Origin of the sequence: Streptomyces melanosporofaciens, assembly GCF_900105695.1 — a bacterium.
GTDB classification, from domain to species: Bacteria; Actinomycetota; Actinomycetes; order Streptomycetales; family Streptomycetaceae; genus Streptomyces; species Streptomyces antimycoticus.
Genome location: NZ_FNST01000002.1, coordinates 4,606,261 through 4,631,920, shown reverse-complemented (window position 1 = coordinate 4,631,920; position 25,660 = coordinate 4,606,261). Strand labels below are relative to the sequence as shown.

The window sequence follows — 25,660 nt, the reverse complement described above, 5'->3', positions numbered from 1 at the left end:
AGGAGCACGGGTCTGGTTCCGTTACGGCACGGGAGCGGTTCCGTTACGGCACGCGCGTCATCCCCTACGGCTGGTCGTCCCCGGGCCCGGTGAGGTGCGGCAACCGCCCGGCGGCGACCACTCCTTCGAGATAGCCCCGCGCCCGCTCGGTCCGCGGATACGCCTCCAGGAGCTGCCAGAAACGCCGCCCGTGGCCCGGCACCAGCAGATGGGCCAGCTCGTGGAGGAGCACATAGTCCACGACGTACTCCGGCATGCCCTGGAGCCGGTGCGAGAGCCGGATGCTGCCCTCGGCGGGGGTGCACGACCCCCAGCGGGTGTTCTGGTTGGTGACCCAGCGGACGGTGGCGGGCCGGGCCCGCCCGCCCAGGTACTGGCCGGAGAGCAGCTCGGCGCGGGCGGCCAGCTCCGCGTCGCCCAGCATCCGCTTGCTCTCCTGCGCGGCCAGCTTGTCCAGCATGACGCTCACCCAGCGCTGCTCCTCCGCCTCGGACATCCGGGCGGGGATGAGGACGACGGTGCGGTCGCCCTCGCGATAGGCGGAGACCGTCCTGCGCCGCCGGGTGCTCCTGCGGACCTCGACCGCGCTCGCGCCCGAGCCTCGGCTCTGCGGGCTCGGGACGGTGCGCGGTGCGCTCGCGGCGCTGCGGGGGTTCTCCCCCGCGGTGCGAGAGGACGGATCGGCGGGCACGCCCCGACGTTACCCGGTGGCCGCGGGGGAAGTCCCGCCCCGCACCTTGTTGCGGACCGAACCACTCCACGGTGTGCACGGCTTGTACGACCGGTGTTCGTACGACTTATTCCACCGCCTGTGGATAACGCTCTGCGGGCTCCGGGCGCCCACCCGCATGCTGAGGGCGGCGCGACGGAAGCGTGCAACGGAAGCGACCCAACGCAGTTCGACGCGAAAAGTGATGAATAGGTAAGTACAGGCACGAAGAGGCACAGAACATCAAACGGGGGGACGGCGATGCATCCGATGCTCAAGCCCGCGCTGCGGCGCGGCTGGCGGAGCCGGGACACGGTCCAGTTCGGGGTGGCCCGGGCGCATGCGGTGGTGATGGGGCCGGTGGACACGGCCACGGGCAGCTTTCTGGAGCTGCTGGACGGCACCCGCGGTCTGCCGCTGCTGCGGCAGGAGGCCCGGGCCATCGGGCTGCCGGAGGGGCGGGCCGACGCACTGGTGGACCGGCTGGCGGCGGCCGGTCTGCTGGACGAGCCGAGGGACGGCGGTGAGCCCGCCGCGGCCCTGGACCGGCTGCGGCCCGACGCGGGGGCACTGTCGGTGCTGCATCCCGAGCCCGGGGCGGCGGCACGGCTGCTCGCCGCGCGGCGGGCGATGCGGGTTCAGGTGCGGGGCGCCGGTCGGGTCGGGGCGGCGGTCGCGGCCGCGCTGTCGGGCTCGGGGATCGGCCGGGTCGATGTGGTGGACGGGGGTGTGTCGAGCCCTGGGATGTGGCTCCCGGCGGGCTGTCCGCCGATCAGATCGGGGAGCGCCGGGATGTGGCCGCGCGCCGCGTGGTGCGACAGACCGCACCCGGTCCGCTGCCGCGTCGGTCGGCGCGGGAGCGGACCTCCGCAGAAGAGCGGACCCCCTCGGGAGAGCACGGTCTGGCGCTTGTGGTGATCGCCCCGCGTGACGGCCTCGCCGCGTACGCACCGGATCCGGACCCGGCCCAGCCGCTGCTCGCCGCCGGGACACCCCATCTCTACGCGGGAGTCATCGAGGCCACGGGGGTGGTGGGGCCGCTGGTGGTGCCGGGCATGACGCCCTGCGCGGGCTGTGCAGCGGCGGGCCGTGCCGAGCGGGAGCCCGTCTGGCCGCGGATGCTCGCGCAGTGGCGGTCCGGGCGCCGGCGGACCGCCCCGGCCTGTGACGCGGCGCTGGCGATGGTGGTGGCGGGGCTCACCGCGGTGCAGGCACTGGCCTTCCTCGACGGCCGCCCCTCCGGTGGCGCGGGGGTCCGGTGGGAGTTGGCGCTTCCCTCCCTCGTCTGGCAGGCGCGTCCGGTCGTAGCACATCCCGGATGCGGTTGCGGAGCGGCCGGGGAGGAGGATGCCGTATATGCCTCGGCCGCAGAGGCACCGCACGCGACAATGTCCGGGTGACCCACGTCCGTGGAGTGGGCGACGGGGGCCCGGGGGCCACCCTCCGGGATGGCACGGCTGTAGTTGGAGGGGCGCATGACCGATCTGCCGCGCAAGGCGATCACCCGTACCGCCAAACTGGCGGCGCTGCCCTTGGGATTCGCGGGGCGCGCCACGTGGGGGCTCGGGAAGCGGATAGGGGGACGGCCGGCGGAGATGGTCGCGCGCGAGGTACAGCAGCGCACCGCCGAGCAGATGTTCAAGGTCCTCGGTGAGCTCAAGGGCGGGGCCATGAAGCTCGGGCAGGCCATGTCGGTCTTCGAGTCGGCACTGCCCGAGGAGATAGCCAGGCCCTACCGGGCGGCGCTGACCAAGCTCCAGGAAGCGGCCCCTCCCATGCCCAGCCGCACGGTCCACACGGCGCTGGAGGAGCGGCTGGGCCCGGACTGGCCGGAGCTGTTCCAGGAGTTCGACGACAAGCCGGCGGCGGCCGCCTCGATCGGGCAGGTGCATCGGGCGGTCTGGCACGACGGTCGCGTGGTGGCGGTCAAGGTGCAGTACCCGGGGGCGGGCGAGGCGCTGCTGTCCGACCTCAACCAACTGAGCCGGTTCGCCCGGGTGCTGGGACCGCTGGTGCCGGGGCTGGACGTCAAGCCGCTGATCGCGGAGTTGCGCGAGCGGGTCGCCGAGGAGCTGGACTACGAACTGGAGGCGGCGTCCCAGCGGGCCCATGCGGAGGAGTACGCACAGGACACGGAGATCGTGGTGCCCGAGGTGGTGCACCAGAGCGATCAGATACTGATCACCGAATGGATGGAGGGGATTCCGCTCTCCGAGGTGATAGCCGACGGCACCCAGGAGCAGCGGGACCGCGCCGGGCAGTTGCTGGCCCGCTTCCTGTTCTCGGGGGCGTCCCGCACCGGGCTGCTGCACGCCGATCCGCATCCGGGGAACTTCCGGCTGCTGACCGGTGACGTCCCGGATGGACCGCCGGAGCGGTGGAAGCTGGGGGTGCTGGACTTCGGCTCGGTGAACCGGCTCCCGGAAGGGCTTCCGGAGCCCATCGGCATCGCACTGCGCATGGCGCTCCAGGGCGATGCCATGGGGGTCTACGAGCTGATGCGCGGGGAGGGCTTCGTCAAGCCCACGATCGAGATGGACCCGGACGACCTGCTGGACTTTCTGCTGCCGATGCTCGAACCGGCCCAGGTCGACGCGTTCGTCTTCGACCGGCAGTGGCTGCGCAGCCAGGCGGCGCGGGTGGCCGATCGTCACTCCCCCGTCTATGAGCTGGGCAATCAGCTGAATCTGCCGCCCGCCTATCTGCTGATCCACCGGGTGACCCTGAGCACCATCGGGGTGCTGTGCCAGTTGGGCGCCACGGTGCGGTTGCGGGATGAACTCGAAGCGTGGGTCCCCGGCTTCGCCGAGGGGCTGGAGCCCGAGGACGGCGTCGAAGAAGGCGCCGAAGCCAAAGCCGAAGAGGGCGCCGGAACCGGAGAAGGTTCCGAGGCCGAAGTAGACGCCGGAACCGAAGAGGCCACCGAAGCCGGAGAGGCCGCCGGAACCGGGGAAGCCGCCAAGGCCGAAGAAGGCGCCGGGACCCGGGAAGCGGCCGCCGAAGCCGCGCAAGGCGCCGAGGAGAAGTCCAAGGCCGCGGAGACCTCGGCCTGAGCACGCGCGCCGCCCGGCCGGGTCTCTGCCGCCGGGTGGCGTCGCCCCGGAGCGCGGGCGCTTCGGGGTAGCCAGAGGGCCGGTCCGATCGGACCGGCCCTCTGTGGTCACGCGACGGGTCGGCGTATGACCCGTCAGTGTGTGGTGATGTCAGCCCCGACTCTGGTCGGTGCCGCACCTGGTGGTCACTGCATGACCGCGATGGCCAGGGCACGGCGGGCGCGGAGCGAGGCTCGCTCCGCGCGGCGCTGCATCCGGCGCGCGGCGGCGAGCCGAGCGGCGGGCCGTTCGGACTCGGCCTCCTGCAGCCGGTCGTGCATATGCGCACGCGCCAGGGCTTCTTGGATGAGTTGCATCTCTCGGTTCCTGTTCTGGCGCGACTCGGGCGCGCCGGAGGTTTCTGGTGCCGGGGTGTCGGAGACCGGTGGGGTCATCGTCGGGACCTGCTTCATGGGGTCGTGCGTCGCTGGGCGATCGATGGTGCCGTTGGTGCTCATGCCGCAACCGGGTTCTTACGCGGACGGCCACGCGGCCGCTTGCGGGCCACCACCACGCCCTGGACGAAGAGCTCGCCGCCCCAGACGCCCCAGGGCTCACGGCGGTCCTTGGCACCGGCGAGGCAGGCCTCACGCAGCGGGCAGGTCTGGCACAGCGACTTCGCGTACTCGACGTCGGCCGGGGACTCGGCGAAGAAGACCTCCGGGTCGTACGAACGGCACGGAACGGCTACACCCAGGTTCTCGATGGCCTCATCGAGTTCGGTGAGGGCGGTGAGCGGGGTCAAGGGGTCCTCCGAGGAGTCAGGCGGTGGGTTCAGGTCGGTCGATGCGGACGGGGCGTGTGCGTTGAGTTGCACGGTGTGTGGTCCTCGTCTCTTCGGTCCGGCTGGTGGCCGGGCTCTGGCAAATCAAAAGGGCCGCGGATCCCGGTGTGGGTTCCGCGGCCCTGGAAGGTGCCGACCTGATCCTGGATCAGGCTGGATAACTCCAGGGTTCGAGCCTGCGGAAGGCCCACGTCTTGTGGTGCTGCTGCTGCGTCCGGGATTCGGCACCATTGGCCACAAAGGCATAGGCCATTGCCTGTGCCACTGCCGCTACCGCAGGTGCCTGGATCGGTCGCTCACTGAGGCGCGCCTCATTGACGCCGGGCATACCGGTGCCAGGAAGCGCGGAGCCGAGCAGGCAGGTGGCGACGACCGATCGATCGGCCTTTTTGATGGTGTTGATGAAGCTGATCATTAGTCTTCGCCTCCTCTCGGCGTCTCAGGGACCGATCGAAACCAGTCCGGGTGTTCAGTACAACACGGAATCCTTGGCTCCTGGAAGGGCCGTTGTCTCCGTGCTCGGAAGGCTATGGGTATGGCCTCCGCGCGCGCAAACTATTTTTCCGTCGAGTTTTGCCAAGGGTCACCCGAATGGCTTCCCCCGGCACCGTCGTCGCCCTCGCCGTCGACCGCCGAGGGCAGTTCCCGCCCCGCGCACAGCGCGAGGACGTCGGCTCCGAACCGGTCGAGCTTGCGCCGTCCGACACCGGCGATGCGGGCGAGCTCCGATGCGGTCTCCGGAACGGCCTCGGCGATCGCGAGCAGTGTCTTGTCGGTGAAGACGCAGTAGGCCGGCTGCCCCAGCAGCCCCGCCTGCTCCGCCCGCCAGTCGCGCAACCGCTCATGGACCGCCTCGTCCAGCTCGGACGGGCAGCCCTCGCAGCGCATCAGCTTCATCTCGCCCGCGTCGGTCAGCGCCCGGCCGCACACCCGGCAGTGGACCGGACCGCGCCGCCTGCGCACCGCGGCGCCCCCGCCGCCCGGGGCCGCCGTCCCGCGCTCGATCCCGCCGGCCCCGCCGAGGCTGCGGGCGCCCACGGCCTGGGAGCCGGGTCGCAGCCCGTTGAGAAAGCGGGTGGGGCGGCGGGAGGCCCGGCCGCCCGGAGCCCGCGAGAGTGCCCAGGACAGCGTCAGATGGTGACGGGCACGGGTGACCCCCACATAGAGCAGCCGGCGCTCCTCCTCGATCTGCTCGTCCGTCTTGGCGTAGGTGATCGGCACCATCCCCTCGGTGAGACCGACCAGGAAGACGGCGTCCCATTCGAGGCCCTTGGCCGCGTGGAGTGAGGCGAGGGTCACACCCTCGACGGTCGGGGCGTGCTGTGCCGCCGCCCGCTCGTCGAGCTCCGCCACCAGATCGGAGAGCGTGGCCCCGGGGCGGCTGCCCGCGAAGTCGTCGGCGAGCCGCACCAGGGCGGCCAGGGACTCCCAGCGGTCGCGCACCGCGCCCGATCCCGCCGGGGGCTCGGGCGTCCAGCCACGGGTGCCCAGCACGGCCCGCACCTGGGACGGGATGTCGGCATCCACCAGCGCCGGGTCGGCACTTTTCCCGCGGGCCGCCCCGCGCAGCAGCAGCCCCGCCTCGCGCACCTCGGGCCGCTCGAAGAACCGCTCGGCGCCGCGCAGCTGATAGGGCACCTGGGCATCGGCCAGCGCCTGCTCATAGAGCTCCGACTGGGCGTTGACCCGGTAGAGGACCGCGATCTGGCTCGCCGGGACGCCGCCGCCCCCCTGCTCGACCGGGGTGATCAGCTCACGGATCCGGCGGGCGGTGCCCTCGGCCTCGGCCGGCTCGTCCGCATAGGCGGCGTAGACCGGGTCGGGGCCCGCCTCCCGCTGGGAGACCAGCTCCAGCCGGTGCTCGGCGGCCCGGCCGCGGGCCTGGGAGAGCAGCCCGTTGGCCAGGTGGACCACCTGGGGGGTGGAGCGGTAGTCCCGGATCAGCTTGACCACCGTGGCCCCGGGGTGGCGGGTGCGGAAGTTCAGCAGATGGTCGGGGGTGGCGCCGGTGAAGGAGTAGATGGTCTGGCTGGCGTCGCCGACCACGCACAGGCTGTCCCGGTCGCCCAGCCACAGCTCCAGCAGCCGCTGCTGCAGCGGGCTGACGTCCTGGTACTCGTCGACCACGAAGTGCTGGTACTGACGGCGCACCTGATCGGCGATGTCGTGCCGCTCCTGGAGCACACCGACCGTGAGGAGCAGCACATCCTCGAAGTCGATGACGCCGCGGTCGCGCTTCAACTGCTCATATGTGGCGTAGATCCGGCCGATCTCGGCGGCGTCGCGGGGGGCCTCCCGACCGGATTTGGCGGCCACGGCCGGATAGTCCTCGGGGACGGTCTGGGTGACCTTCGACCATTCGATCTCGCCGGTCACGTCCCGCAGCTCATTGCGGTCCAGCCGGACCCGGCACCGCGCGGCGGCCTCGGCCACGAGCTGCACCTTGCGCTCGACCAGCCGCGGCACCTCACCGCCGACCGCCTTGGGCCAGAAATACTGCAGCTGGCGCAGGGCCGCCGAGTGGAACGTGCGCGCCTGCACCCCGCCCGCGCCGAGCTGCCGCAGCCGGCCGCGCATCTCCCCCGCCGCCCGGTTGGTGAAGGTGACGGCCAGCACGCTGGCGGGCTGGAGCATGCCCGCGCGCACCCCATAGGCGATCCGGTGGGTGATGGCGCGGGTCTTGCCGGTGCCGGCTCCGGCCAGCACGCATACCGCGCCGTGCAGGGACGTCGCCACCTCGCGCTGCTCGGGGTCGAGTCCGTCGAGCACCGCGTCGGCGTCACGCGGCGTGGCCGCGTAGGCACCCGGTGCGGAGCCCTGCGGGAACAGAGTGGAGGACGTTGCTGCAGTCACCCCGCCATGCTGCCAGGTCCCCTGAGGCGCCCGATGCCGGTTGTCCACAGCCATGGCCTTCCGGTCATATGAATCCGGGAATGACCGGCGGAAGGTGAGCGTTCACCTTCTGCCCACCCACCACGACCCCGAGGAGAGCGAAGACCGATGTCCGGCACTGTGACGATGTACAGCACCACCTGGTGCGGCTACTGCCGACGCCTGAAGGGGCAGATGGACCGCGAGGGCATCGCCTACACCGAGATCAACATCGAGCAGGACCCGGAGTCCGCGGCCTTCGTCGAGAAGGCGAACGGTGGCAACCAGACCGTGCCGACCGTTCTCTTCCCCGATGGGTCGACCCTGACCAATCCGTCCCTGGCGCAGGTCAAGGCCAAGGTCGGCGTCTGAGTCAGCCCCGCGGCAGCGGCTCGCCGTACCAGAGCTCGATCAGCCGGGCCGCGATCGAGATACCGGACGGAGGCAGGACCTCCCCGGACTCGATCGCGGCCCGCAGGTCGTCCCGGGAGAACCAGCGCGCCTCGTGGATCTCCTCCCCGTCCACCTGGATCAGGGAGGATGTGGCCTGCGCCATGAAGCCGAGCATCAGGCTGGACGGGAAGGGCCACGGCTGGCTGGCCACGTACTCGACCTCGCCGACCGTGACGCCCGCCTCTTCCGCCACCTCGCGGACCACGGCCTGCTCGATCGACTCGCCCGGCTCCACGAAGCCCGCCAGCGTCGAGAAGCGCCCCTCCGGCCAGTGCACTTGGCGCCCCAGCAGCGCACGGTCCTGCTCGTCCCGCACCAGCATGATCACGGCAGGGTCGGTCCGCGGGTAGTGCTCGGCCCCGCACGCGGGGCAGCGGCGGATATGGCCCGCCGCCGCGATCATCGTGCGCTCACCGCAGCGTGAGCAGAAGCGGTGCAGCCGCTGCCAGTTCTCCAGCGCGACCGCGTGCACCAGCAGCCCCGCGTCGCGCTCGGACAGCAGCGCGCCCGCCTCGCGCAGCCCGGCGGGGCGTGCCGACTGGTCCATCCGCCCCGGCAGGGAGTCCTTCTGCAGCGCGAAGTAGCGCACGCCCTCCTCGTCGGTACCCAGGAAGTAGCGGTGGGTCTCGGTGGGCGGGGCCTCGAAGGACGGGGTCATGACGAGTTCGGTGCGGCCGTCCGGGGCATCGTCGACCAGGGCCTGGCCGCCGGAGACCACGAAGACACGCGTCGTCGGGTGGCTCCACGCCGCCGCCAGCCACGCCTCGTCCAGGCGGTGATGCGCGGAGCGGTCGATGCCGCTCGAGGCAGCGAGCGTGATCGGCCGGTCGGTGGCGTGGTCGGTCCAGGTGGTCACGGTTGCTTCCAACTCCCCCAGCGAAATGGGTGGTTTACGTACATGAGCGAGCTATTCCCGTCCGTTCTCGGCGAGATCGTCCCAGAGATGGGCGGCCGTCTCGGCACCCTTCATGAGCAGGCCGAGCTCGACCTTCTCGTTGGGCGCGTGCCAGCCGTCGGACGGCACCGAGATGCCCAGGAAGAGCACCGGGGAGCCGAGGACGTCCTGGAGATCGGCGGCGGGGCCCGATCCGCCCTCTCGGGTGAAGCGGATCTCCTGGCCGAAGGCGCGCCCCATGGCCCGGACGACCGACTGGAGCGCGGGGTGGTCCAGCGGGGTCAGACAGGGACGGGTGGCGCCCCAATAGGTGATCTCATGGCGGATACCGGCGGGGAGCCGGGCGGCGACCCAGTCCCGCACGGCCGCCTGGACCTTCTCCACGTCCTGGCCCGCCACCAGGCGGAAGGACAGCTTCAGCTGGGCGGCCGAGGGCACGATGGTCTTTCCGCCCGGCCCCTGGTAGCCCCCGCCGATGCCGTTGACCTCGGCGGTCGGACGGGCCCAGATCCGCTCCAGGGTGGAGTAGCCCGCCTCGCCGAGCGTGGCCCGCGAATGCGCGGTCCGCAGCCAGCCCGCCTCGTCGAAGGGCAGCTCGGCGAAGAGCGCGCGCTCGCGGTCGGTCAGCTCCACGACGCCGTCGTAGAAGCCGGGGATGGCCACCTTACGGTCGGCGTCGTGCAGCGCGGCGGCCAGACGGGCGGCCTCGGTGGCCGGGTTGGGGACCGCGCCGCCGAAGGAGCCGGAGTGGATGTCCTGGCCGGGGCCATGGAGATCGATCTGACAGTCGACGAGGCCCCGCATGCCGGTGCAGACGGTCGGGGTGTCCTCGGACCACATCCCGGTGTCGGAGACGATCACGGTGTCGCAGGCCAGCCGGTCGGCGTGCGCGCGGATCAGCTCGGGGAAGTGCGGGGAGCCGGACTCCTCCTCGCCCTCGATCAGCAGCTTGAGGTTCACCGCGGGCGCGCCGCGGCCGGTCACGGAAAGGTGCGCCCGTATCCCCAGGGTGTGGAAGAGGACCTGCCCCTTGTCGTCGGCGGCGCCGCGGGCGTAGAGCCTGCCGTCCTCGATGACGGGCTCGAAGGGGTCGGTGCGCCAGCCGTCCTCGCGGTCGGCGGGCTGGACGTCGTGGTGACCGTAGACGAGCACCGTAAGGGCGTCGGGATCGCCGGACGGCCACTCGGCGAAGACGGCCGGGGCGCCCGGTGTGTCCCATATCTCAGCCACCGGGAAGCCCGTCGCGGCCAGGTGGTCCCTCAGCCACTGGGCGCTGCGCCGGACGTCGTCGGCGCGGGCCGGGTCGGCGGATACGGACGGGATGCGCAGCCACTCGGAGAGTTCGGCGAGAAAGGCGGCGCGATGGCTGTCCACATAGGCGCGGACGGCGTTGTCCGTGTCCGGGGTGTTGCTCATGGATGTGAGCCTATCCGGCCCGCGTCGGGACGCGGGCGGGGGCCTCCGGGGTGCTCATGAGCGCTCGCTCTCGGTGACGGTTTCGGCGTCGATACGGTCATTCCCGGTCGCGCCCTGGTCCACGGCTCCGTCCCCGGCCACGCTCACGTCCCCGTCCTCCGGCTCGCCGAGCGTCCCGCCGCCGGTCTCGCCGCCCGGCTCCCCGAGCAGGACGCGCTCGAGCCCGGCCCGGCCGGGCAGCCCGGCGGGGCGCACGACCTCACCGCTGCGCACGTACACGAACGCCGCCGTGACCGCCGACAGGGGCAGTCCATGCTGCTCGGCCCAGGCGAGGCGGTAGATGGCCAACTGGAGCGGGTCGGCGTCCTGGGAGCGGCCGGTCTTCCAGTCGACGATCTCGTAGCGCGGGCCGCCGTCGGGGCCCGTCCCCGACGCGCGGTACACCGCGTCGATCCGGCCGCGGATGATGCGGCCCGCCAGGGTCAGCTGGACCGGCACCTCCACGCGGTAAGGGGTGCGACGGGCGTACGGCGTGCGCGCGAACGCCTCCTTGAGCGCGGTCAGATCCCGCTCGTCGGCGATCTCCGCCTCGTCCTCCTCGCCACCCGGCAGCTCGTCGGGGCCGAGGAAGGGCAGCGACAGCGTCTCGAAGCGCGCTTCGACCCAGGCGTGGAAGCGGGTGCCGCGCCGCGCGGCGGGGCGCGGCGGCCGGGGCATGGGGCGGGCCAGCTCTCGCGCGAAGCCGTCCGGGTCGGCGGCGAGACGCAGCAGCTGGGAGGCGGTGAGCGTCCCCGGCAGGGGCACCTCGTGCACGGTCTCGCGGGCGCGGCGCAACTCCCCGGCGAGCGCGTCCAGATCGCGGTCCCAGGAACTGGCCAGCCGGGCCTCCTCGGGCGCCAGCTCGTCCTCGGCCGGTTCTCGCGTGATATCCGGCACACCGGGTTCCGGTGCGCCGTAAGGATCGAGGCGCGGGCCGTCGCCGTACGGCTCGTCCTCGTATGGCTCATACGGCTCGTCGGCCGCCTCACCGTACGGGCCCTCGTCCGTGTCCTCGTACGACGCCTCGTAAGGGTCCTCCGGAGGCTCGGGCCACTCCGGGTCCTCCAGGGGCTCAGGCTCCTCCGGTGGCTCCAGGTCGTCCAGGGGCTCGGGGAACGGGTCCCCGTCAGCCGAGGGGTGCCCCCCGTCATGCGCGGTCGGCCTCTCCCCCGCCGTCTCGATGCGCGCCAGATGGGCGAGCACCACATCGGCGGCGCGGCGCCGGTGGCGCAGCGCCGCCGGGTCCAGCGGAAGCGGCCAGGCCCGGTCGGCCGCCGACTCCCGCAGGGCCGGGTTCTCGGCGCCCTCCTCCGGCGGCTCGGCCCATGCCTCGACCTCGCCGTACCCCGCCTCACAGTGCTCGCGCAGCGCGTCCAGGAAGGCCGACGGGCCGCGCGGCCGCTTCTGGGTGGGGCCCCACCAGTGGCCGGAGCCCAGCAGCAGCGACCGCGGCCGGGTGAAGGTCACATAGCCCAGCCGGAGCTCCTCGGTCCGCTGATGCCCCTTCATGGCGTCCTTGAAGGCCGCGATCCCCTTGCTGTCCCAGGCGGTGACGTCCGGGAGGGTCCGCGCGTCCCCGCGCAGCTCATGCGGCAGGACCTTCGCGTTCGCCGTCCAGGACTCGCGGGACTGTTCGCTCGGGAACTGCTTGGCGACCAGCCCCAGCACCGCCACCACATCCCACTCCAGCCCCTTGGACTTGTGGGCGGTGAGCACCTTGACCGTGTTCTCGCCGCCGGGGAGGGCGTTGTCGAGCCCCTTCTCGTACTGCGCGGCGGTGCGCAGAAAGCCGAGGAAGCCCTGCAGGGTGGCCTCGCCCTCCACGGCCGCGCCGCCCTCCCGGCCCGCGAAGGCGGCCGCGACGTCCAGGAAGTTGCCGAGCGTCTCGCGGCGGCGCGCGGCCAGGGCGTGCGGTGAGGCGGAGAGCTCGACCTCGAGGCCTGTGGTGGCCAGGACCCGGTGGAGCACGTCCATCAGCGGATCGGCCAGTGTGCGGCGCAGTTCGCGGAGTTCGGCGGCGAGGCGGGCGAACCGGATCCGGGCCTCGGCCGAGAAGGGCAGTCCGTCGTCCGGGCCGCCGCCCGCCTCCAGGAAGGTGTCGAGCGCGTCGGCGAGGGAGATCACCTCGGAGGGGTCGGTGCCCTCGACGGCTCCGGCGAGCCGTAGGTCCGGATCGTCCTCCGCACCGTCCGGCCCGCCGTGGGAGACCAGCGCGCGGGCGCGGCGGCCCAGCAGCGCGAGGTCGCGGGGGCCGATCCGCCAGCGCGGCCCGGTGAGCAGACGGACCAACGCCGCGTTGGCCCCCGGGTCCTGGAGGACCTCGCAGACGGCCACCAGATCGGCGACCTCCGGCAGATGCAGCAGCCCCGACAGGCCCACCACCTCCACCGGAACATCCCGCTCCACCAGGGCGCCCTGGATCTGCGCGAAGTCACCCGCCGTACGGCACAGGACCGCGATCTCACCGGGCGGGGTGCCGGTGCGCACCAGGTGGGCGATGGAGTCGGCGAGCCAGGCCAGCTCCTCGGCGTGGGTGGGCAGCAGGGCGCAGCGCACCGCTCCGTCCCGTTCGGCGCCGGGTGCGGGGCGCAGCGCCTCGACGCCCTCGTGCATCGCGCGCAGCGGGGCGGCCAGCCCGTTGGCGAGGTCCAGGAGGCGGCCGCCGCTGCGGCGGTTCTCGCTGAGCGCGAAGCGCCGCGCCGGGCTGCCGTCGGCGTGCGGGAAGTGCTCGGGGAAGTCGTCCAGGTTGGCCACGGAGGCGCCGCGCCAGCCGTAGATGGCCTGACAGGGGTCGCCCACGGCGGTGACGGGGTGTCCGGTGCCGCCGCCGAAGAGACCGGACAGCAGCAGCCGCTGGGCGACCGAGGTGTCCTGGTACTCGTCGAGCAGGACCACCGCGAACTGCTCGCGCAGGATCCGGCCGACCTCCGGGTGGTCGAGGGCCAGGGTGGCCGAATGGGCGATCTGGTCGCCGAAGTCGAGCAGATCGCGGCGCCGCTTCTCCTCGCGGTACGCCTCGACCAGGCCCAGCAGCTCCTGGCGGGCGTGGGCGGCCTCGGGCACCTTGCGCAGCGCCTCGTTGGTGAGCCGCGCCCCCTCCAGGGTTCGCAGCAGCTCGGTGTCGTACGTGCGCAGCCGCCCGGCGGGGACGAGGTGCTCGGCGAGCTCGGCGTCGAGCGCGAGCAGATCGGTGACCAGGTCGGAGAAGGGGCGGGTGAGCGCCGGATACGGGCCGGGGGCCGAGCGCAGGACGCGTGCGGCGAGCTGGAAGCGGGTGGCGTCGGCGAGCAGCCGGGCGCTCGGCTCCAGGCCGACGCGCAGCCCGTGGTCCTTGAGCAGCTGTCCGGCGAAGGCGTGGTAGGTGGAGATGACGGGCTCGCCCGCGGCCTCCTCGGTGGCGCCCGGATCCGGGTCCTGGTCCACGATGCCGGCCGTGACGAGGGCCTTACGGACCCGCTCGGCCAGCTCCCCGGCGGCCTTGTTGGTGAACGTGAGGCCGAGCACCCGGTCGGGCGCGACCTGGCCGGTGCCGACCAGCCAGACGACGCGGGCGGCCATCACCGTGGTCTTGCCGGAGCCCGCCCCGGCGACGATCACCTGCGGGGCCGGCGGTGCGGTGATGCACTCCACCTGCTCCGGGGTGAACGGGATCCCGAGAAGTTCCTTGAGCTCCTCGGGATCGGTGATGCGGGCTGACACTCCAGTGAGGCTATCGGTGCCCACCGACATGCCCCGCCGCCCCGGTCAACGGCCGCCCTGAGGTCCGGGCCTGGTACGCGAAAGCGTCAGTCGACCACATGGCGCCCCTCCGCCCGGGCGCTGCACGCGCCGCGGAAGGCGCAGCGCTCGCAGTGGTCGCCCGTGGTCGGGGTGAACCGCTCGTCCAGGACGCGCCCGGCCGCGGTGGCGAGCAGCTGTCCCACCCACTCCCCGTCCGGCGGCTCCTGGGCCTGGACCTTGGGGACGTCGTCGCCGCCGTCCTTCTTGGCGGCGCCCTGCCGGAGCTGGACGAGCTCCGCGCCGCCCGGCTCGGGGCGCCCGCCCTCGAAGAGGTCGTCGACGGCGCCCTCGCGCACCGCCAGCTGATAGGCCGCCAGTTGGGGGTGGTGCTCGACATCGCCGCGGGTCACGGCCTGCTTGCCGGTCTTGAAGTCGACGACGTAGGCGCGCCCCTCGCCATCCCTCTCGACGCGGTCCATGCTGCCGCGGATGCGCACCTTGTAGACGTCGGCTTCGAGCGTGACGTCGAAGGAGTGCTCGGTGGCGACCGGGGTGCGGCCGCCGCGCTCCATCACATGCCAGTGCAGGAAGCGCTCCAGGGCGGCTCGTGCCTGTTCCTTCTCCTGCCGTGACTTCCAGGGGGCGTCGAAGGCGAGCGCGTCCCATACGGAGTCCAGGCGCTCCATGAGGACCGCGAGATCGGCCGGGGTGCGGCCGGAGGCGACCTCGTCGGCCAGGACGTGCACGATATTGCCGAAGCCCTGGGCGGCCGTCGAGGGCGCGTCCGCCTTCACCTCGCGCCCCAGGAACCACTGGAGCGAGCAGGTGTTGACGAGCTGGTCGAGCGCGCTGCCCGACAGCGCCACGGGCCGGTCGCGGTCGCGCAGCGGGACCTCGCTGTGGGTCGGCTCGTGCAGCCCCCACCAGCGGTGCGGGTGGGCGGCCGGAACCAGCGGCCGGCCCTCCTCGTCGCGCAGCGCCGCGAGCCGCGCCAGCCGGCGCGCGGCGGCGTCGCGCAGCGCCTCCGAGGCGTCCGGGTCGACGGTGGTGGCGCGCAGTTCGGCGACGAGCGCGGCGACGGACAGCGGGCGGCGCGGCCGCTGGGTGACGTCGGTGGGCGGGACGCCCAGTTCGGCGAGGAAACGGGAGGGCTGGTCCCCGTCCTCGGAGGCGGCCTTGACGGCGGTGACCACGAGCCGCTCCTTCGCGCGGGTCGCCGCCACATAGAACAGCCGCCGCTCCTCGGCCAGCAGCGCGCCCGGCGGCAGCGGCTCGGCCAGTCCGTCCCGGCCGATCCGGTCGGCCTCCAGGAGCGAGCCACGCCGCCGCAGATCGGGCCACAGCCCCTCCTGCACCCCCGCGACGACCACCAGGGCCCATTCGAGCCCCTTGGAGCGGTGGGCGGTCATCAGCCGTACGGCGTCGGGGCGGACCATCCGGCGGGAGAGGGTGTCGGCGGCGATGTCCTGGGCGTCGATCTCCTCCAGGAAGTTGAGGGCGCCACGGCCGCCGGTGCGCTCCTCGGCGCGGGCGGCGGTCTCGAACAGCGCGCACACCGCGTCGAGGTCGCGGTCCGCGTTCCGCCCGGCGGTGCCGCCGCGCCGCGCTGCCCGCTCCAGCCGGCCGGGCCACGAGGTGCCGTCCCACAGTTGCCACAGCGCCTGTTCGGCGGTGCCGCCCCGGGCCAGCGTCTCCCGGGCGGTGCGCAGCAGCAGCCCGAGGTTCTGGGCGCCGCGCGCGTACGCCGGGTCGTGGACGGCCAGCCGCTCCGGCTCGGCGAGCGCCTCGGCGAGCAGGACGTCGGAGGGGCGCGGCACCGCCCGTCCGGTAGACCGCTCCTCCTCGCGCAGCGCGCGGCCCAGGCGGCGCAGATCGGCGGCGTCCATACCGCCGAGGGGCGAGGTGAGCAGGGTCAGGGCGGTCTCGACGCCGAGGACCGCGGACAGTCCGCCGCTGTCCGGCAGCGCGGCCGTGGCGGCGGCCCGCAGCGCGGTCAGCAGGGGAGCCACGGCGGGTTCATGGCGCAGCGGGATGTCATCGCCGTCCACCTCGACGGGGACGCCGGCCGAGGTGAGCGCCCGGCGCACACCGGGGATCGAGCGCCCCCCGGCGCGCACCAGGACGGCCATCTCGCGCCAAGGCACCCCGTCCTCCAGATGGGCGCGGCGCAGGATGTCGGCGACGTTGTCGAGCTCGGCGCCCGCGGTGGGGTACGTGTACGCCTCGACGCGGCCGCCGTCGCGGACGGCCGCGAGCTCCCGATGCGCCCTTACGGCTCGCGCGGGCAACCGGGTGAGCGGCATCCGGCCGGCGATCCGCCGGGTGGCCGCGAGCAGCGCGGCCCCCGAGCGTCGGGAGACGGTGAGGACCTCCATGTCGGCGGGCCGCCCGTCCGCCCGCGGGAAGTCCTCGCGGAAGCGGAGGATGCCGCCCACGTCGGCACCGCGGAAGGCGTAGATCGACTGATCGGGGTCGCCGAAGGCGAGCAGGGTCCTGCCGCCGCCCGCGAGCGCCCCCAGCAGCCGGCCCTGGGCCACGTCGGTGTCCTGGTACTCGTCGACGAACACGGCGTCGTACCGCCCCGCCAGCTCGGCCGCGACCTCCGGCCGCCCGGCGAGCAGCACCGCGCGGTGCACCAGCTCCGCGTAGTCCAGCACCCCCTGGGCGTCCAGGACGTCGAGGTACTCGGCGAGGAAACCGGCCGCGGCGGACCAGTCGGGGCGCCCGGTGCGCTCGGCGAACTCCCCCAGCGCCCGTGGGCCCAGGCCCAGCTCCCGGCTGCGGGCGAGCACCGCGCGCACCTCGTCGGCGAAGCCCCGCGTGGTCAGGCAGGCGCGCAGGTCGTCGGGCCAGCGGACGAAGGCCCGGCCCTCGCGCGCCAGCTCGGCCTGCCCGGCGAGCAGCTCCCTGACGACGACGTCCTGCTCCGGTCCGGAGAGCAGCCGCAGCGGATCGACGAACAGGTCGACGTCCTGGTGGGCGCGGACCAGGGCGTAGCAGTAGGAGTGGAAGGTCGTGGCCCGCGGGGCGCTCGCGCCGCCCAGGCGCGCGGCCATGCGGTCGCGCAGCTCGACGGCGGCCTTACGGCTGAAGGTGAGCACCAGGAGCCGCTCGGGGTCCGCGCCCTCGCGCACCCGGCGGGCCACCGCCTCCACGAGCGTCGTCGTCTTGCCCGTGCCGGGCCCGGCGAGCACCAGCAAAGGGCCGCTCCGATGCTCAACCACAGCGCGCTGCCGTGCGTCCAGGACAGGAAGGGTTCCTGGCTCCGGCCGACGACGGAGCAGGCGGTAGACGCCCGAGGCCGACTGCCGTGAGGAGGGCTGCCGCGCCTGCCGCTGTCGTGGAAGGGACGAGGGGGAGGAGCTCACGTTGGATCGCCGGTCCTGGTGGGTTGGCTGGGTGCGGGACAGCCTCTCATGCACGGCGGGGCCTCACCCTTATGGCTGTGGATACCGTCGGTACGACGACCGCGGGCCCGGAACGCCACCGGCTGTGGTCCCGTCACCGCATGCGGCCCCACTACCGGCCGTGGTCCTGCCCGCCCCCGTCCCACCGCGCCCTGGCCATGTCGATCCGCGGCACGTGGCCCTCGGCCGAGCGCGCCGCCTCGCGCAGCGGGGTGCCCTCCTCGCGGTAGTGGTCAAGAGCGCGCAGCTCATGGCCGGGCAGCAGCACACCGTCCGCGCGCACCACCCGCCACCACGGCACGGCGCCCCCGTAGAGCGCCATCACCCGCCCCACCTGGCGCGGCCCGCCCTCCTCCAGCCATTCCGCGACGTCCCCGTAGGTCATCACCCGGCCGGAGGGAATCGACTCGGCCACGTCCAGCACCCGCTCGGCGTACTCGGGCAGCTCGTCGGCGCCGTCCCCGTCCGCCGGCTCCCTGGTCTCCCTACGCTCTCGACTCATCCGCCCCATCCTGCCGCACCCCTCCGACAGCCCCGCCCACAGCCGCGCCCACGGCCCCGCAGAGCGCCCCGCGAGCGGTGGCGAGAGGCCCGCTCGGGGGCGGATCGCGGTTCGATCACGCATTGTGCGGGAATCCTCAGCAGGGCGTACCATTCGGGGTTCACGTCCCCGAAATGCACCCTGATGCCCCCCTCCGCAGCCCGGGCATGCCACCATCTTCCGGGCGGTGACTGGTGATACGAGATCAAGAAGAGACGGCGAAGCAGCAGGGTGCGCAGCCTCCGGAGGAGGAGGCCCGCACCCCGGAGTCGTTGCCGCACTCCAAGGCGCCGTCCGGCGGCCGGCAGGAGCCCCCGGAGGCAGGGGATGACTGCGGCCCGGACGGACCGGAGGGCCATGTGGACCGGGTCTCCGGGGACGAGCCGCTGCTGCCCGCCCGTGTCCACCGCCCGGCCGATCTGCTGCGGCTGCTGCTCGGGGTCCTCGGCATGGCCGTCGTCCTGGCCATCGCGGCCTTCGCCCATGGCACCACCGCGGGGCTGGAGAAGGACATCGGGCACGGCGCCAACCAGGCGCCCCCGCTTCTGATCGACTTCGCGGGGCTCACGGCCGGGGTGGCCGTCCTCGTGCTGCCGGTGGCCTTCGCCTTCGAACGGCTGATCAAACGGGACGGGCTGCGGATCGCCGACGGCGTGCTGGCCGCGGTGCTGGCCCACGGAGTGTCCCTCGCCACAGACCTCTGGGTCGCCCGAGCCGCCCCCGACTCGATCCGCGAAGCGCTCACCCAGCCCGCGCCCGGCGGCGCCTTCAGCGACCCCGTGCACGGCTATCTCGCCCCTGTCATCGCCTATATGACGGCCGTCGGCATGGCCCGGCGCCCGCGCTGGCGGGTGGCCATGTGGTGCGTCCTGCTGCTCGACGCCTTCGCGGTGCTCGTGGGCGGCTACACCACACCGTTCTCGATCATCCTTACGGTGCTCATCGGCTGGGCGGTGGCATACGGCACGCTCTACGCGGTCGGCTCCCCCAATGTGCGCCCCACGGGCCAGAACCTGCTCGGCGGGCTGCGCCGCGTCGGCTTCAACCCGGTCAGCGCCATGCGCGCCGAGGAGCCCGAGGACGAGCACGGCGGCCACGGCGACCGGAGCCGCCGCTATCTGGTCACCCTGGAGGACGGCCCGCCCCTGGACGTCACCGTGGTCGACCGGGAGCAGCAGGCCCAGGGCTTCTTCTACGGCGTCTGGCAGCGGCTGACCCTGCGCACGATCACCCCGCCCCGCAGCCTCCAGTCGCTGCGCCAGGCCCTGGAACAGGAGGCGCTGCTCGCCTACGCGGCCATCGCGGCCGGGGCCAACGCGGCCAAGCTGATCGCCACCTCCGAGCTGGGCCCGGACGCCGTGATGCTGGTCTACGAGCATGTCGGCGGGCGTCCGCTGCACGCCCTGCCGGACGAGGCGATCACCGACGAGCTGCTGGCCGGGGCCTGGCACCAGGTCCAGGCGCTCCAGTCGCGGCGCATCGCCCACCGGCGGCTGGACAGCGACGCCCTCCTGGTCGACCGCAACGGCACGGTCATCCTTACCGACCTGCGCGGCGGTGAGATCGCGGCCGGTGACGTGGTGCTGCGGATGGACGTCGCACAGCTGCTGACCACCCTGGGCCTGCGCGTGGGCGCCGAGCGCTCCGTGGCCGCCGCGGTGGCGGTCCTCGGCCCGGACGCGGTCGCCGACAGCCTGCCGCTGCTGCAGCCCCTGGCGCTCGGCCGGGGCACCCGCGCGACCCTGCGGCAGCTCGCGCGCGAGCGCGCCCAGCGCCAGCGGGACGCCGTCCTGGAGGCGTCCCACGCCGCCAAGGAGGCCAAGGAGGCGAGGGAGGCCGAGGAGGCGCCCCAGGAGGCCGGGGCCCCGGAGGCGGCCACCAGCGACCGCAGGACCAGCAAGGCCGAGAAGCAGGCGGAGAAGCGCGCCATAGAGGAGGCGATGGAGGACGCCCGCGAGGAGGATCTGCTCTCGCAGATCCGGCAGCAGGTGCTGCTGGTGAGGCCGCAGGCGCCGATAGAGCCCGAGCGGCTGGAGCGCATCAAGCCGCGCACCCTGGTCAGCTTCTGCGCGGGGGCCTTCGCCGCGTACTTCCTGCTGTCCCAGTTCACCCATCTCAAGCTGGGCGCCCTGGTGGGCGAGGCCAACTGGATCTGGGTCGTCTTCGCGCTCGTCTTCTCCGCGCTCACCTATCTGGCCGCGGCGCTGAGCCTGCTCGGCTTCGTCCCGGAGAAGGTGCCGCTGCCGCGGACGGTGCTGGCGCAGGTCGCCGCCTCGTTCGTGAAGCTGGTGGCGCCCGCGGCGGTCGGTGGCGTCGCCCTCAACACCCGCTTCCTGCAGCGCGCGGGGGTGCGGCCGGGGCTCGCGGTGGCCAGCGTGGGCGCCTCCCAGCTCTTCGGGCTCGCCAGCCATATCGTGCTGCTGCTGACGTTCGGCTATATCACCGGCACCGAGCGCACCCCGGCGCTCTCGCCGTCCCGGACCGTGATCGCCGGGCTGCTGACGGCCGCCGTGCTGGTCCTGGTGGTGACCGCGATCCCCGTCCTGCGGAAGTTCGTGTCCACCCGGGTGCGGTCGCTGTTCGCGGGCGTCGTCCCGCGCATGCTGGATGTGCTGCAGCGGCCCAAGAAGCTGCTCACCGGCATCGGCGGCACCCTGCTGCTGACCGCCGCCAACGTGATGTGCCTCGACTCCGCGATCCGGGCGTTCGGCGGTGAGCTGAGCTACGCGAGCATCGCCGTCGTCTTCCTCGCGGGCAACGCCCTGGGGTCGGCGGCCCCCACCCCCGGCGGTGTGGGCGCGGTCGAGGCCGCCCTGATCGCGGGTCTGACCTTCGCCGGGCTGCCGTACGAGACCGCGGCGCCCGCGGTGCTGCTCTTCCGGCTGATGGTCTTCTGGCTGCCGGTGCTGCCCGGCTGGGTGGCCTTCACCCACCTCACCCGCAAAGAGGCGCTGTAGGGGCCCTGGAGGCCCCGCCGGAGCCCTCCCGCGGGCACCGGCCGCCCGGCACCCCTCTCACTCGTACGCCCCCGCTGTGCGCGCGCGGGGCGCCCGCCGCCCGCAGGATGGCGATACGCCGCCACCCCCGGGAGGGCCGCCGTGTCCCGACCTCTGCGCCTCGGTGCGCTGTCCACCGCCCTGCTGCTGGCCGCCCTGGCCGCCGGATGCGGTGGCGGCGGCGGACGGCCGGACACCTCGGCCCGTCAGAAGCTGAACTGGTCCAGCTGCCCCGCCCCCTCCCCGGACCAGGACGCGGCCGCCACCAAGGCCCCGGGCGGGCAGTGGGAGTGCGCGACGCTCCACGCGCCGTTGGACTACCGCAAGCCGCACGGCCGGACCATCGGCATCGCCATGATCCGCGCCAAGGCCACCGACCGGCGCCACCGGATCGGCTCGCTCATCTTCAACTTCGGCGGCCCCGGCGGTTCCGGCGTGGCCACCCTCCCGGCCCTCGCCAACAGCTACAAACAGCTGCGCACCCGCTACGACCTGGTCAGCTTCGATCCGCGCGGGGTCGGCCGCAGCAGCGGGGTGCGCTGCCTGGGGGACCGGCAGCTCGACGCCTACTACGCCGCCGACTCCACCCCGGACAACAAGACCGAGGTGAAGAGCCAGCTCCGCCGGGTCAAGACCTACGCCGCCGCCTGCGAGAAGAACTCCGGCCCGATCCTGCCCTACGTCGGCACCACCAACGCCGCCCGGGACATGGACCTCATGCGGAGCGTCCTCGGTGACAAGAAGATGCACTACTTCGGCGTCTCCTACGGCACCGAACTCGGGGGCGTCTACGCCCATCTGTATCCCAAGAAGGTGGGGCGGGCCCTCTTCGACGGGGTCGTGGACCCCATGCAGACACCCGAGCAGGGCGCGCTCGCCCAGGCCAAGGGGTTTCAGCGCGCCCTGAGCGACTATCTGAAGGCGTGCACCAAGAGCACCGTCTCCAGCTGCCCCACCCAGCCCCGGATCCGCACCCTGCTGAAGCGGCTCGACGGCCGTCCGGTGCGCGGCTACGGCGGCCGGAAACTGACCGAGTCCCTGGCCGACGGCGGGATCGCACAGTCCCTGTACTCCCGGGACTACTGGCAGTACCTCACCCAGGGGATCGCCGGCGCCCAGCAGGGCGACGGCAGAATCCTGCTGGCCCTGGGCGACGCCTTGAACGGCCGCGGCCCGGACGGCCGCTACAGCACCCTGCAGTCCGCGCTGACCGCCATCACCTGCGCCGACTTCAAGCAGCGCTATACGGTCCCGGACATCGAGCGGAAGCTCCCCGCCTTCCGTAAGGTCTCCCCCGTCTTCGGCGACATGATGGCGTGGGGCCTGACGCAGTGCACCGACTGGCCGGTCCGCGGCGCCTGGACCACACCCGACGTCAGCGCCAAGGGGGCCGCCCCGATCCTGGTCGTCGGCAACACCGGTGACCCGGCCACCCCGTACGAGGGTGCGGGGCGGATGGCGAAGGAGCTGGGGCCCGGGGTCGGGGTCGAACTCACCTACAAGGGCGAGGGCCATGGGGCCTACGACGGCGGCAACGCCTGCGTCCGAAAGACCGTCAACGCCTATCTGCTGCAGGGCAAGGTGCCGGAGAAGGGCAAGGTCTGCGGCTAGGGTCTGTCGTTTGGATCACGCCGCAGATACGCGTGCCAGACCCCGCGAGCCCGGCCTGATCCAAACGACAGACCCTGGACCCGGGTCCGCGCCCGGGCCCGCCCTCACGAACCGTGACGGCATTGAGAAGAAGTACGGACGATTCCGCCCCCGCCTCCTCATAGGATCTCCGGATATGCCGAGTTCCCCACGCACCATACGGACCAGGGCGCTGGTCTCCATGACCGCCATGGTCGCCCTCATCGCCGTCGCGGGCTGCGACGGAGACGGGGGAAGCGAGCAGGGCAAGGCCTCGGCCAAGCCCTCGGCGCCGGCCCCGGCCGCGCCCTCGGGCTCCGGGCTGCCGGGCTCGCTCACCGCTCAGAAGCTCAACTGGTCGTCCTGCCCCGCCCCGACCGCGATCCAGGGCACCGGTGAGAAGCCCGGAGGCGAGTGGGAATGCGCCACGCTCAAGGCTCCGCTCGACTACGCGAAGCCCAAGGGCGAGACGATCGATCTGGCCATGATCCGTGCCAAGGCCAAGGGGCCGGGCAAGCGCATCGGCTCCCTGGTGTTCAATTTCGGCGGACCCGGCGGCTCCGGTGTCTCCTCGCTCCCCGGTTTCGCCGCCTCCTACGACACCTTGCGCTCCCGCTATGACCTGGTGAGCTTCGATCCGCGCGGGGTCGGGGAGAGCGCCGGGGTGACCTGCCAGAGCGACAAGCAGATCGACGCCTCCGACTCCGTCGACGGCACTCCGGACGACGACGCCGAGGTCAAGACGGCGATGGCGGACGCCAAGGCGTTCATCAAGGGCTGCCAGAAGCGTTCCGGCACGGTGCTCGCCCATGTGGACACCGTGAGCGCCGCTCGCGACATGGACCTCATGCGGCAGGTGCTCGGCGACGACAAGCTGTCGTACTTCGGTATCTCCTACGGCACCGAACTCGGCGGCGTCTACGCCCACCTCTTCCCGGGCCGGGTGGGACGCGCGGTCCTGGACGCCGTGGTCGACCCCACCGAGGACCCCGAGCAGGGCTCCTACGGCCAGGCGAAGGGGTTCCAGCTCGCGCTGGACAACTACCTCAAGGACTGCGCCAAGAAGGGCGCGGCCTGCCCGACCGGCGGCGACCCGGCGGCCGGTACGGACCGGATCGTCGACTTCCTGAAGCGGCTCGACAAGAAGCCGCTGTCCACCGAGAGCGGCCGCAAGCTCACCCAGGACGGGGCGCTGAGCGGTATCGCCGCCGCGCTCTACGACAAGGAGAGCTGGAAGTACCTGACGCTCGGGCTGCAGGAGGCGATCCAGCTCGACGAGGGCAATCTGCTGCTCGCGATGGCGGATTCGATGTCCGGCCGCGACGATGACGGCCACTACAGCAACATCAACGCCGCCAATGCCGCGATCAACTGCGTGGACGACAGACAGCGTTACACGGTGACCGATGTGAAGGCGCAGCTTCCGCGCTTCCGTAAGGCGTCACCGGTCTTCGGCGAGTATCTGGCCTGGGGCCTGCTCGGCTGCACCGACTGGCCGGTGGAGGGCACCACGGACACCCCCGACGTCAGCGCCAAGGGCTCGGCGCCGATCCTCGTGGTCGGCAACACCGGCGACCCGGCCACCCCGTACGAGGGGGCGCGGAAGATGGTCAAGGAGCTGGGCGCGGGCGTGGGCGTCGAGGTCACCTACAAGGGGCAGGGCCATGGCGCGTACAACAGCGGCAACACCTGTATGACGAAGACCGTGAACGCCTATCTGCTGGACGGGAAGGTGCCCGCGAGCGGCACGACCTGCCGGTGACACGACCTGCCGGTAAGGGACCCCCGGAGCATTCAAGAGGCCCGGATCGCCGTGAGAGGCTCATGGAACGGCCAGGGGGCCGGATCGCCGTCGGCACGGCGGTCCGGCCCCCTGGTGCGCGGTGCGTCAGGAAATCAGTAGACCGGCTTGTCGGGCTCGATCTGGTTGACCCAGCCGATCACGCCACCGCCCACATGGACGGCGTCGGAGAAGCCCGCGGACTTCAGGACGGCCAGGACCTCCGCCGACCGGACACCCGTCTTGCAATGCAAGACGATCTTCTTGTCCTGCGGCAGGTCCTGGAGGGCGCCGCCCATCAGGAAGTCGTTCTTCGGGATCAGCCGGGCGCCGGGGATCGAGACGATCTCGTACTCGTTCGGCTCGCGGACATCGATGATGTCGATGCTCTCGCCGTCGTCGATCCACTCCTTGAGCTGCTTGGGAGTGATCGTCGAACCGGCCGCCGCCTCCTGGGCCTCCTCCGAGACCACACCGCAGAACGCCTCGTAGTCGATCAGCTCGGTGACGGTCGGGTTCGGACCGCAGACCGCGCAGTCGGGGTCCTTGCGGACCTTGACCTGGCGGTAGGTCATCTCCAGGGCGTCGTAGATCATCAGGCGCCCGACCAGCGGGTCCCCGGTGCCGGTGAGCACCTTGATGGCCTCGGTGACCTGGATCGAGCCGATGGAGGCGCACAGCACGCCCAGCACGCCGCCCTCGGCGCAGGACGGGACCATGCCGGGGGGCGGGGGCTCCGGGTACAGGCAGCGGTAGCAGGGACCGTGCTCGGACCAGAAGACCGACGCCTGGCCGTCGAAGCGGTAGATCGAACCCCAGACGTACGGCTTGTTCAGCAGCACGCACGCGTCGTTGACCAGATAGCGGGTGGCGAAGTTGTCGGTGCCGTCCACGATCAGGTCGTACTGGGAGAAGATCTCCATCACGTTGTCCGCCTCGAGGCGGCCCTCGTGCAGCACGACGTTGACGTACGGGTTGATGCCGAGGACCGAGTCACGGGCGGACTCCGCCTTGGGGCGGCCGATGTCCGCCTGGCTGTGGATGATCTGGCGCTGCAGATTGGACTCGTCGACCTCGTCGAACTCCACGATGCCGAGCGTGCCCACGCCGGCCGCGGCGAGGTACATCAGGGCCGGAGAGCCGAGGCCGCCCGCGCCCACACAGAGCACCTTGGCGTTCTTCAGCCGCTTCTGCCCGTCCATCCCGACATCCGGGATGATCAGATGGCGTGAGTACCTGCGGACCTCGTCGACGGTGAGCTCGGAAGCCGGCTCGACCAGCGGTGGCAGCGACACGGGGACTCCGTAAGGGAAGGGAGCAAACGGTTC

16 protein-coding genes and 1 pseudogene are annotated in these 25,660 nt (G+C 72.6%); 6 read left to right on the top strand and 11 right to left on the bottom strand.

Annotated elements, in window-relative coordinates:
* Positions 1-64: 64 nt before the first annotated feature.
* Positions 65-691 (bottom strand): M48 metallopeptidase family protein, encoded by a 627-nt coding sequence (locus tag BLV72_RS22875; RefSeq protein WP_093464528.1) that lies wholly within the window; start codon positions 689-691, stop codon positions 65-67.
* Between the two features lie 279 nt (positions 692-970).
* Here BLV72_RS22875 and BLV72_RS22870 point away from each other — a divergent pair.
* Together BLV72_RS22870 and BLV72_RS22865 are read left to right on the top strand one after the other, a co-directional pair.
* Positions 971-2,109, top strand: a pseudogene (locus BLV72_RS22870) (ThiF family adenylyltransferase).
* Between the two features lie 75 nt (positions 2,110-2,184).
* Positions 2,185-3,762, top strand: coding sequence for an ABC1 kinase family protein (locus BLV72_RS22865; RefSeq protein ID WP_093464527.1), 1,578 nt, complete (start codon positions 2,185-2,187; stop codon positions 3,760-3,762).
* A gap of 185 nt (positions 3,763-3,947) precedes the next feature.
* Here BLV72_RS22865 and BLV72_RS22860 read toward each other — a convergent pair whose 3' ends face one another.
* The 4 genes from BLV72_RS22860 to BLV72_RS22845 form a co-directional block, all read right to left on the bottom strand.
* Positions 3,948-4,259, bottom strand: coding sequence for a hypothetical protein (locus BLV72_RS22860; protein ID WP_093464526.1), 312 nt, complete (start codon positions 4,257-4,259; stop codon positions 3,948-3,950).
* Positions 4,256-4,618 carry a WhiB family transcriptional regulator gene (locus BLV72_RS22855; RefSeq protein ID WP_093464525.1) on the bottom strand — a complete coding sequence of 121 codons (363 nt, stop codon included), beginning with the start codon at positions 4,616-4,618 and terminating at the stop codon, positions 4,256-4,258. The genes BLV72_RS22860 and BLV72_RS22855 overlap by 4 nt, the downstream gene beginning before the upstream one ends.
* A 115-nt stretch (positions 4,619-4,733) precedes the next feature.
* Positions 4,734-5,000, bottom strand: a complete 267-nt coding sequence (locus BLV72_RS22850; RefSeq protein ID WP_093464523.1) for a hypothetical protein — start codon at positions 4,998-5,000, stop codon at positions 4,734-4,736.
* Positions 5,001-5,140: 140 nt separating this feature from the next.
* Positions 5,141-7,438: an ATP-dependent DNA helicase UvrD2 gene (locus BLV72_RS22845; RefSeq protein WP_425288387.1), complete on the bottom strand. Its 2,298-nt coding sequence runs from the start codon at positions 7,436-7,438 to the stop codon at positions 5,141-5,143.
* A 147-nt stretch (positions 7,439-7,585) separates the two neighbouring features.
* On the opposite strand from BLV72_RS22845, the gene BLV72_RS22840 reads away from it, so the two are divergent.
* Positions 7,586-7,828 (top strand): mycoredoxin, encoded by a 243-nt coding sequence (locus tag BLV72_RS22840; RefSeq protein ID WP_020868579.1) that lies wholly within the window; start codon positions 7,586-7,588, stop codon positions 7,826-7,828.
* 1 nt (position 7,829) lies between these two features.
* On the opposite strand, the gene nudC is transcribed toward BLV72_RS22840, so the two are convergent.
* The 5 genes from nudC to BLV72_RS22815 form a co-directional block, all read right to left on the bottom strand.
* On the bottom strand, positions 7,830-8,765 hold the full coding sequence (gene nudC, locus BLV72_RS22835; RefSeq protein WP_167746389.1) for an NAD(+) diphosphatase: 936 nt from the start codon (positions 8,763-8,765) through the stop codon (positions 7,830-7,832).
* A 51-nt stretch (positions 8,766-8,816) separates the two neighbouring features.
* A complete protein-coding gene (locus BLV72_RS22830; protein WP_093464520.1) occupies positions 8,817-10,220 on the bottom strand; it encodes a dipeptidase in 1,404 nt (467 codons plus the stop codon).
* Between the two features lie 54 nt (positions 10,221-10,274).
* Complete coding sequence (locus BLV72_RS22825) at positions 10,275-13,958, bottom strand: ATP-dependent helicase (RefSeq protein WP_244320919.1); 3,684 nt, start codon at positions 13,956-13,958, stop codon at positions 10,275-10,277.
* Between the two features lie 86 nt (positions 13,959-14,044).
* On the bottom strand, positions 14,045-17,263 hold the full coding sequence (locus BLV72_RS22820; RefSeq protein ID WP_244321426.1) for an ATP-dependent helicase: 3,219 nt from the start codon (positions 17,261-17,263) through the stop codon (positions 14,045-14,047).
* A gap of 235 nt (positions 17,264-17,498) precedes the next feature.
* Positions 17,499-17,888, bottom strand: coding sequence for an MGMT family protein (locus BLV72_RS22815; RefSeq protein WP_093464516.1), 390 nt, complete (start codon positions 17,886-17,888; stop codon positions 17,499-17,501).
* A gap of 233 nt (positions 17,889-18,121) precedes the next feature.
* Here BLV72_RS22815 and BLV72_RS22810 point away from each other — a divergent pair, with 233 nt between their 5' ends.
* The 3 genes from BLV72_RS22810 (at position 18,122) to BLV72_RS22800 (ending at position 24,314) form a co-directional block, all read left to right on the top strand.
* Complete coding sequence (locus BLV72_RS22810; RefSeq protein WP_093464514.1) at positions 18,122-20,884, top strand: lysylphosphatidylglycerol synthase transmembrane domain-containing protein; 2,763 nt, start codon at positions 18,122-18,124, stop codon at positions 20,882-20,884.
* A 141-nt stretch (positions 20,885-21,025) separates the two neighbouring features.
* Positions 21,026-22,534 (top strand): alpha/beta hydrolase, encoded by a 1,509-nt coding sequence (locus BLV72_RS22805; RefSeq protein ID WP_093464513.1) that lies wholly within the window; start codon positions 21,026-21,028, stop codon positions 22,532-22,534.
* 175 nt (positions 22,535-22,709) lie between these two features.
* Entirely contained in the window at positions 22,710-24,314 is a 1,605-nt protein-coding gene (locus BLV72_RS22800; protein WP_093464511.1) for an alpha/beta hydrolase, read from the top strand.
* 134 nt (positions 24,315-24,448) lie between these two features.
* Here the strand turns inward: BLV72_RS22800 and moeZ are convergent, their stop codons facing one another.
* Positions 24,449-25,627, bottom strand: a complete 1,179-nt coding sequence (gene moeZ / locus BLV72_RS22795; RefSeq protein ID WP_093464510.1) for an adenylyltransferase/sulfurtransferase MoeZ — start codon at positions 25,625-25,627, stop codon at positions 24,449-24,451.
* Positions 25,628-25,660: the final 33 nt, after the last annotated feature.

Bases quoted from the DNA above. Each gene is read 5' to 3' on its own strand.
- BLV72_RS22860 (WP_093464526.1), bottom strand. From the start codon at position 4,259: ATGAGCACCAACGGCACCATCGATCGCCCAGCGACGCACGACCCCATG.
- BLV72_RS22840 (WP_020868579.1), top strand. From the start codon at position 7,586: ATGTCCGGCACTGTGACGATGTACAGCACCACCTGGTGCGGCTACTGC.
- BLV72_RS22800 (WP_093464511.1), top strand. From the start codon at position 22,710: ATGCCGAGTTCCCCACGCACCATACGGACCAGGGCGCTGGTCTCCATG.
- BLV72_RS22830 (WP_093464520.1), bottom strand. From the start codon at position 10,220: ATGAGCAACACCCCGGACACGGACAACGCCGTCCGCGCCTATGTGGAC.
- BLV72_RS22865 (WP_093464527.1), top strand. From the start codon at position 2,185: ATGACCGATCTGCCGCGCAAGGCGATCACCCGTACCGCCAAACTGGCG.
- BLV72_RS22815 (WP_093464516.1), bottom strand. From the start codon at position 17,888: ATGAGTCGAGAGCGTAGGGAGACCAGGGAGCCGGCGGACGGGGACGGC.
- BLV72_RS22850 (WP_093464523.1), bottom strand. From the start codon at position 5,000: ATGATCAGCTTCATCAACACCATCAAAAAGGCCGATCGATCGGTCGTC.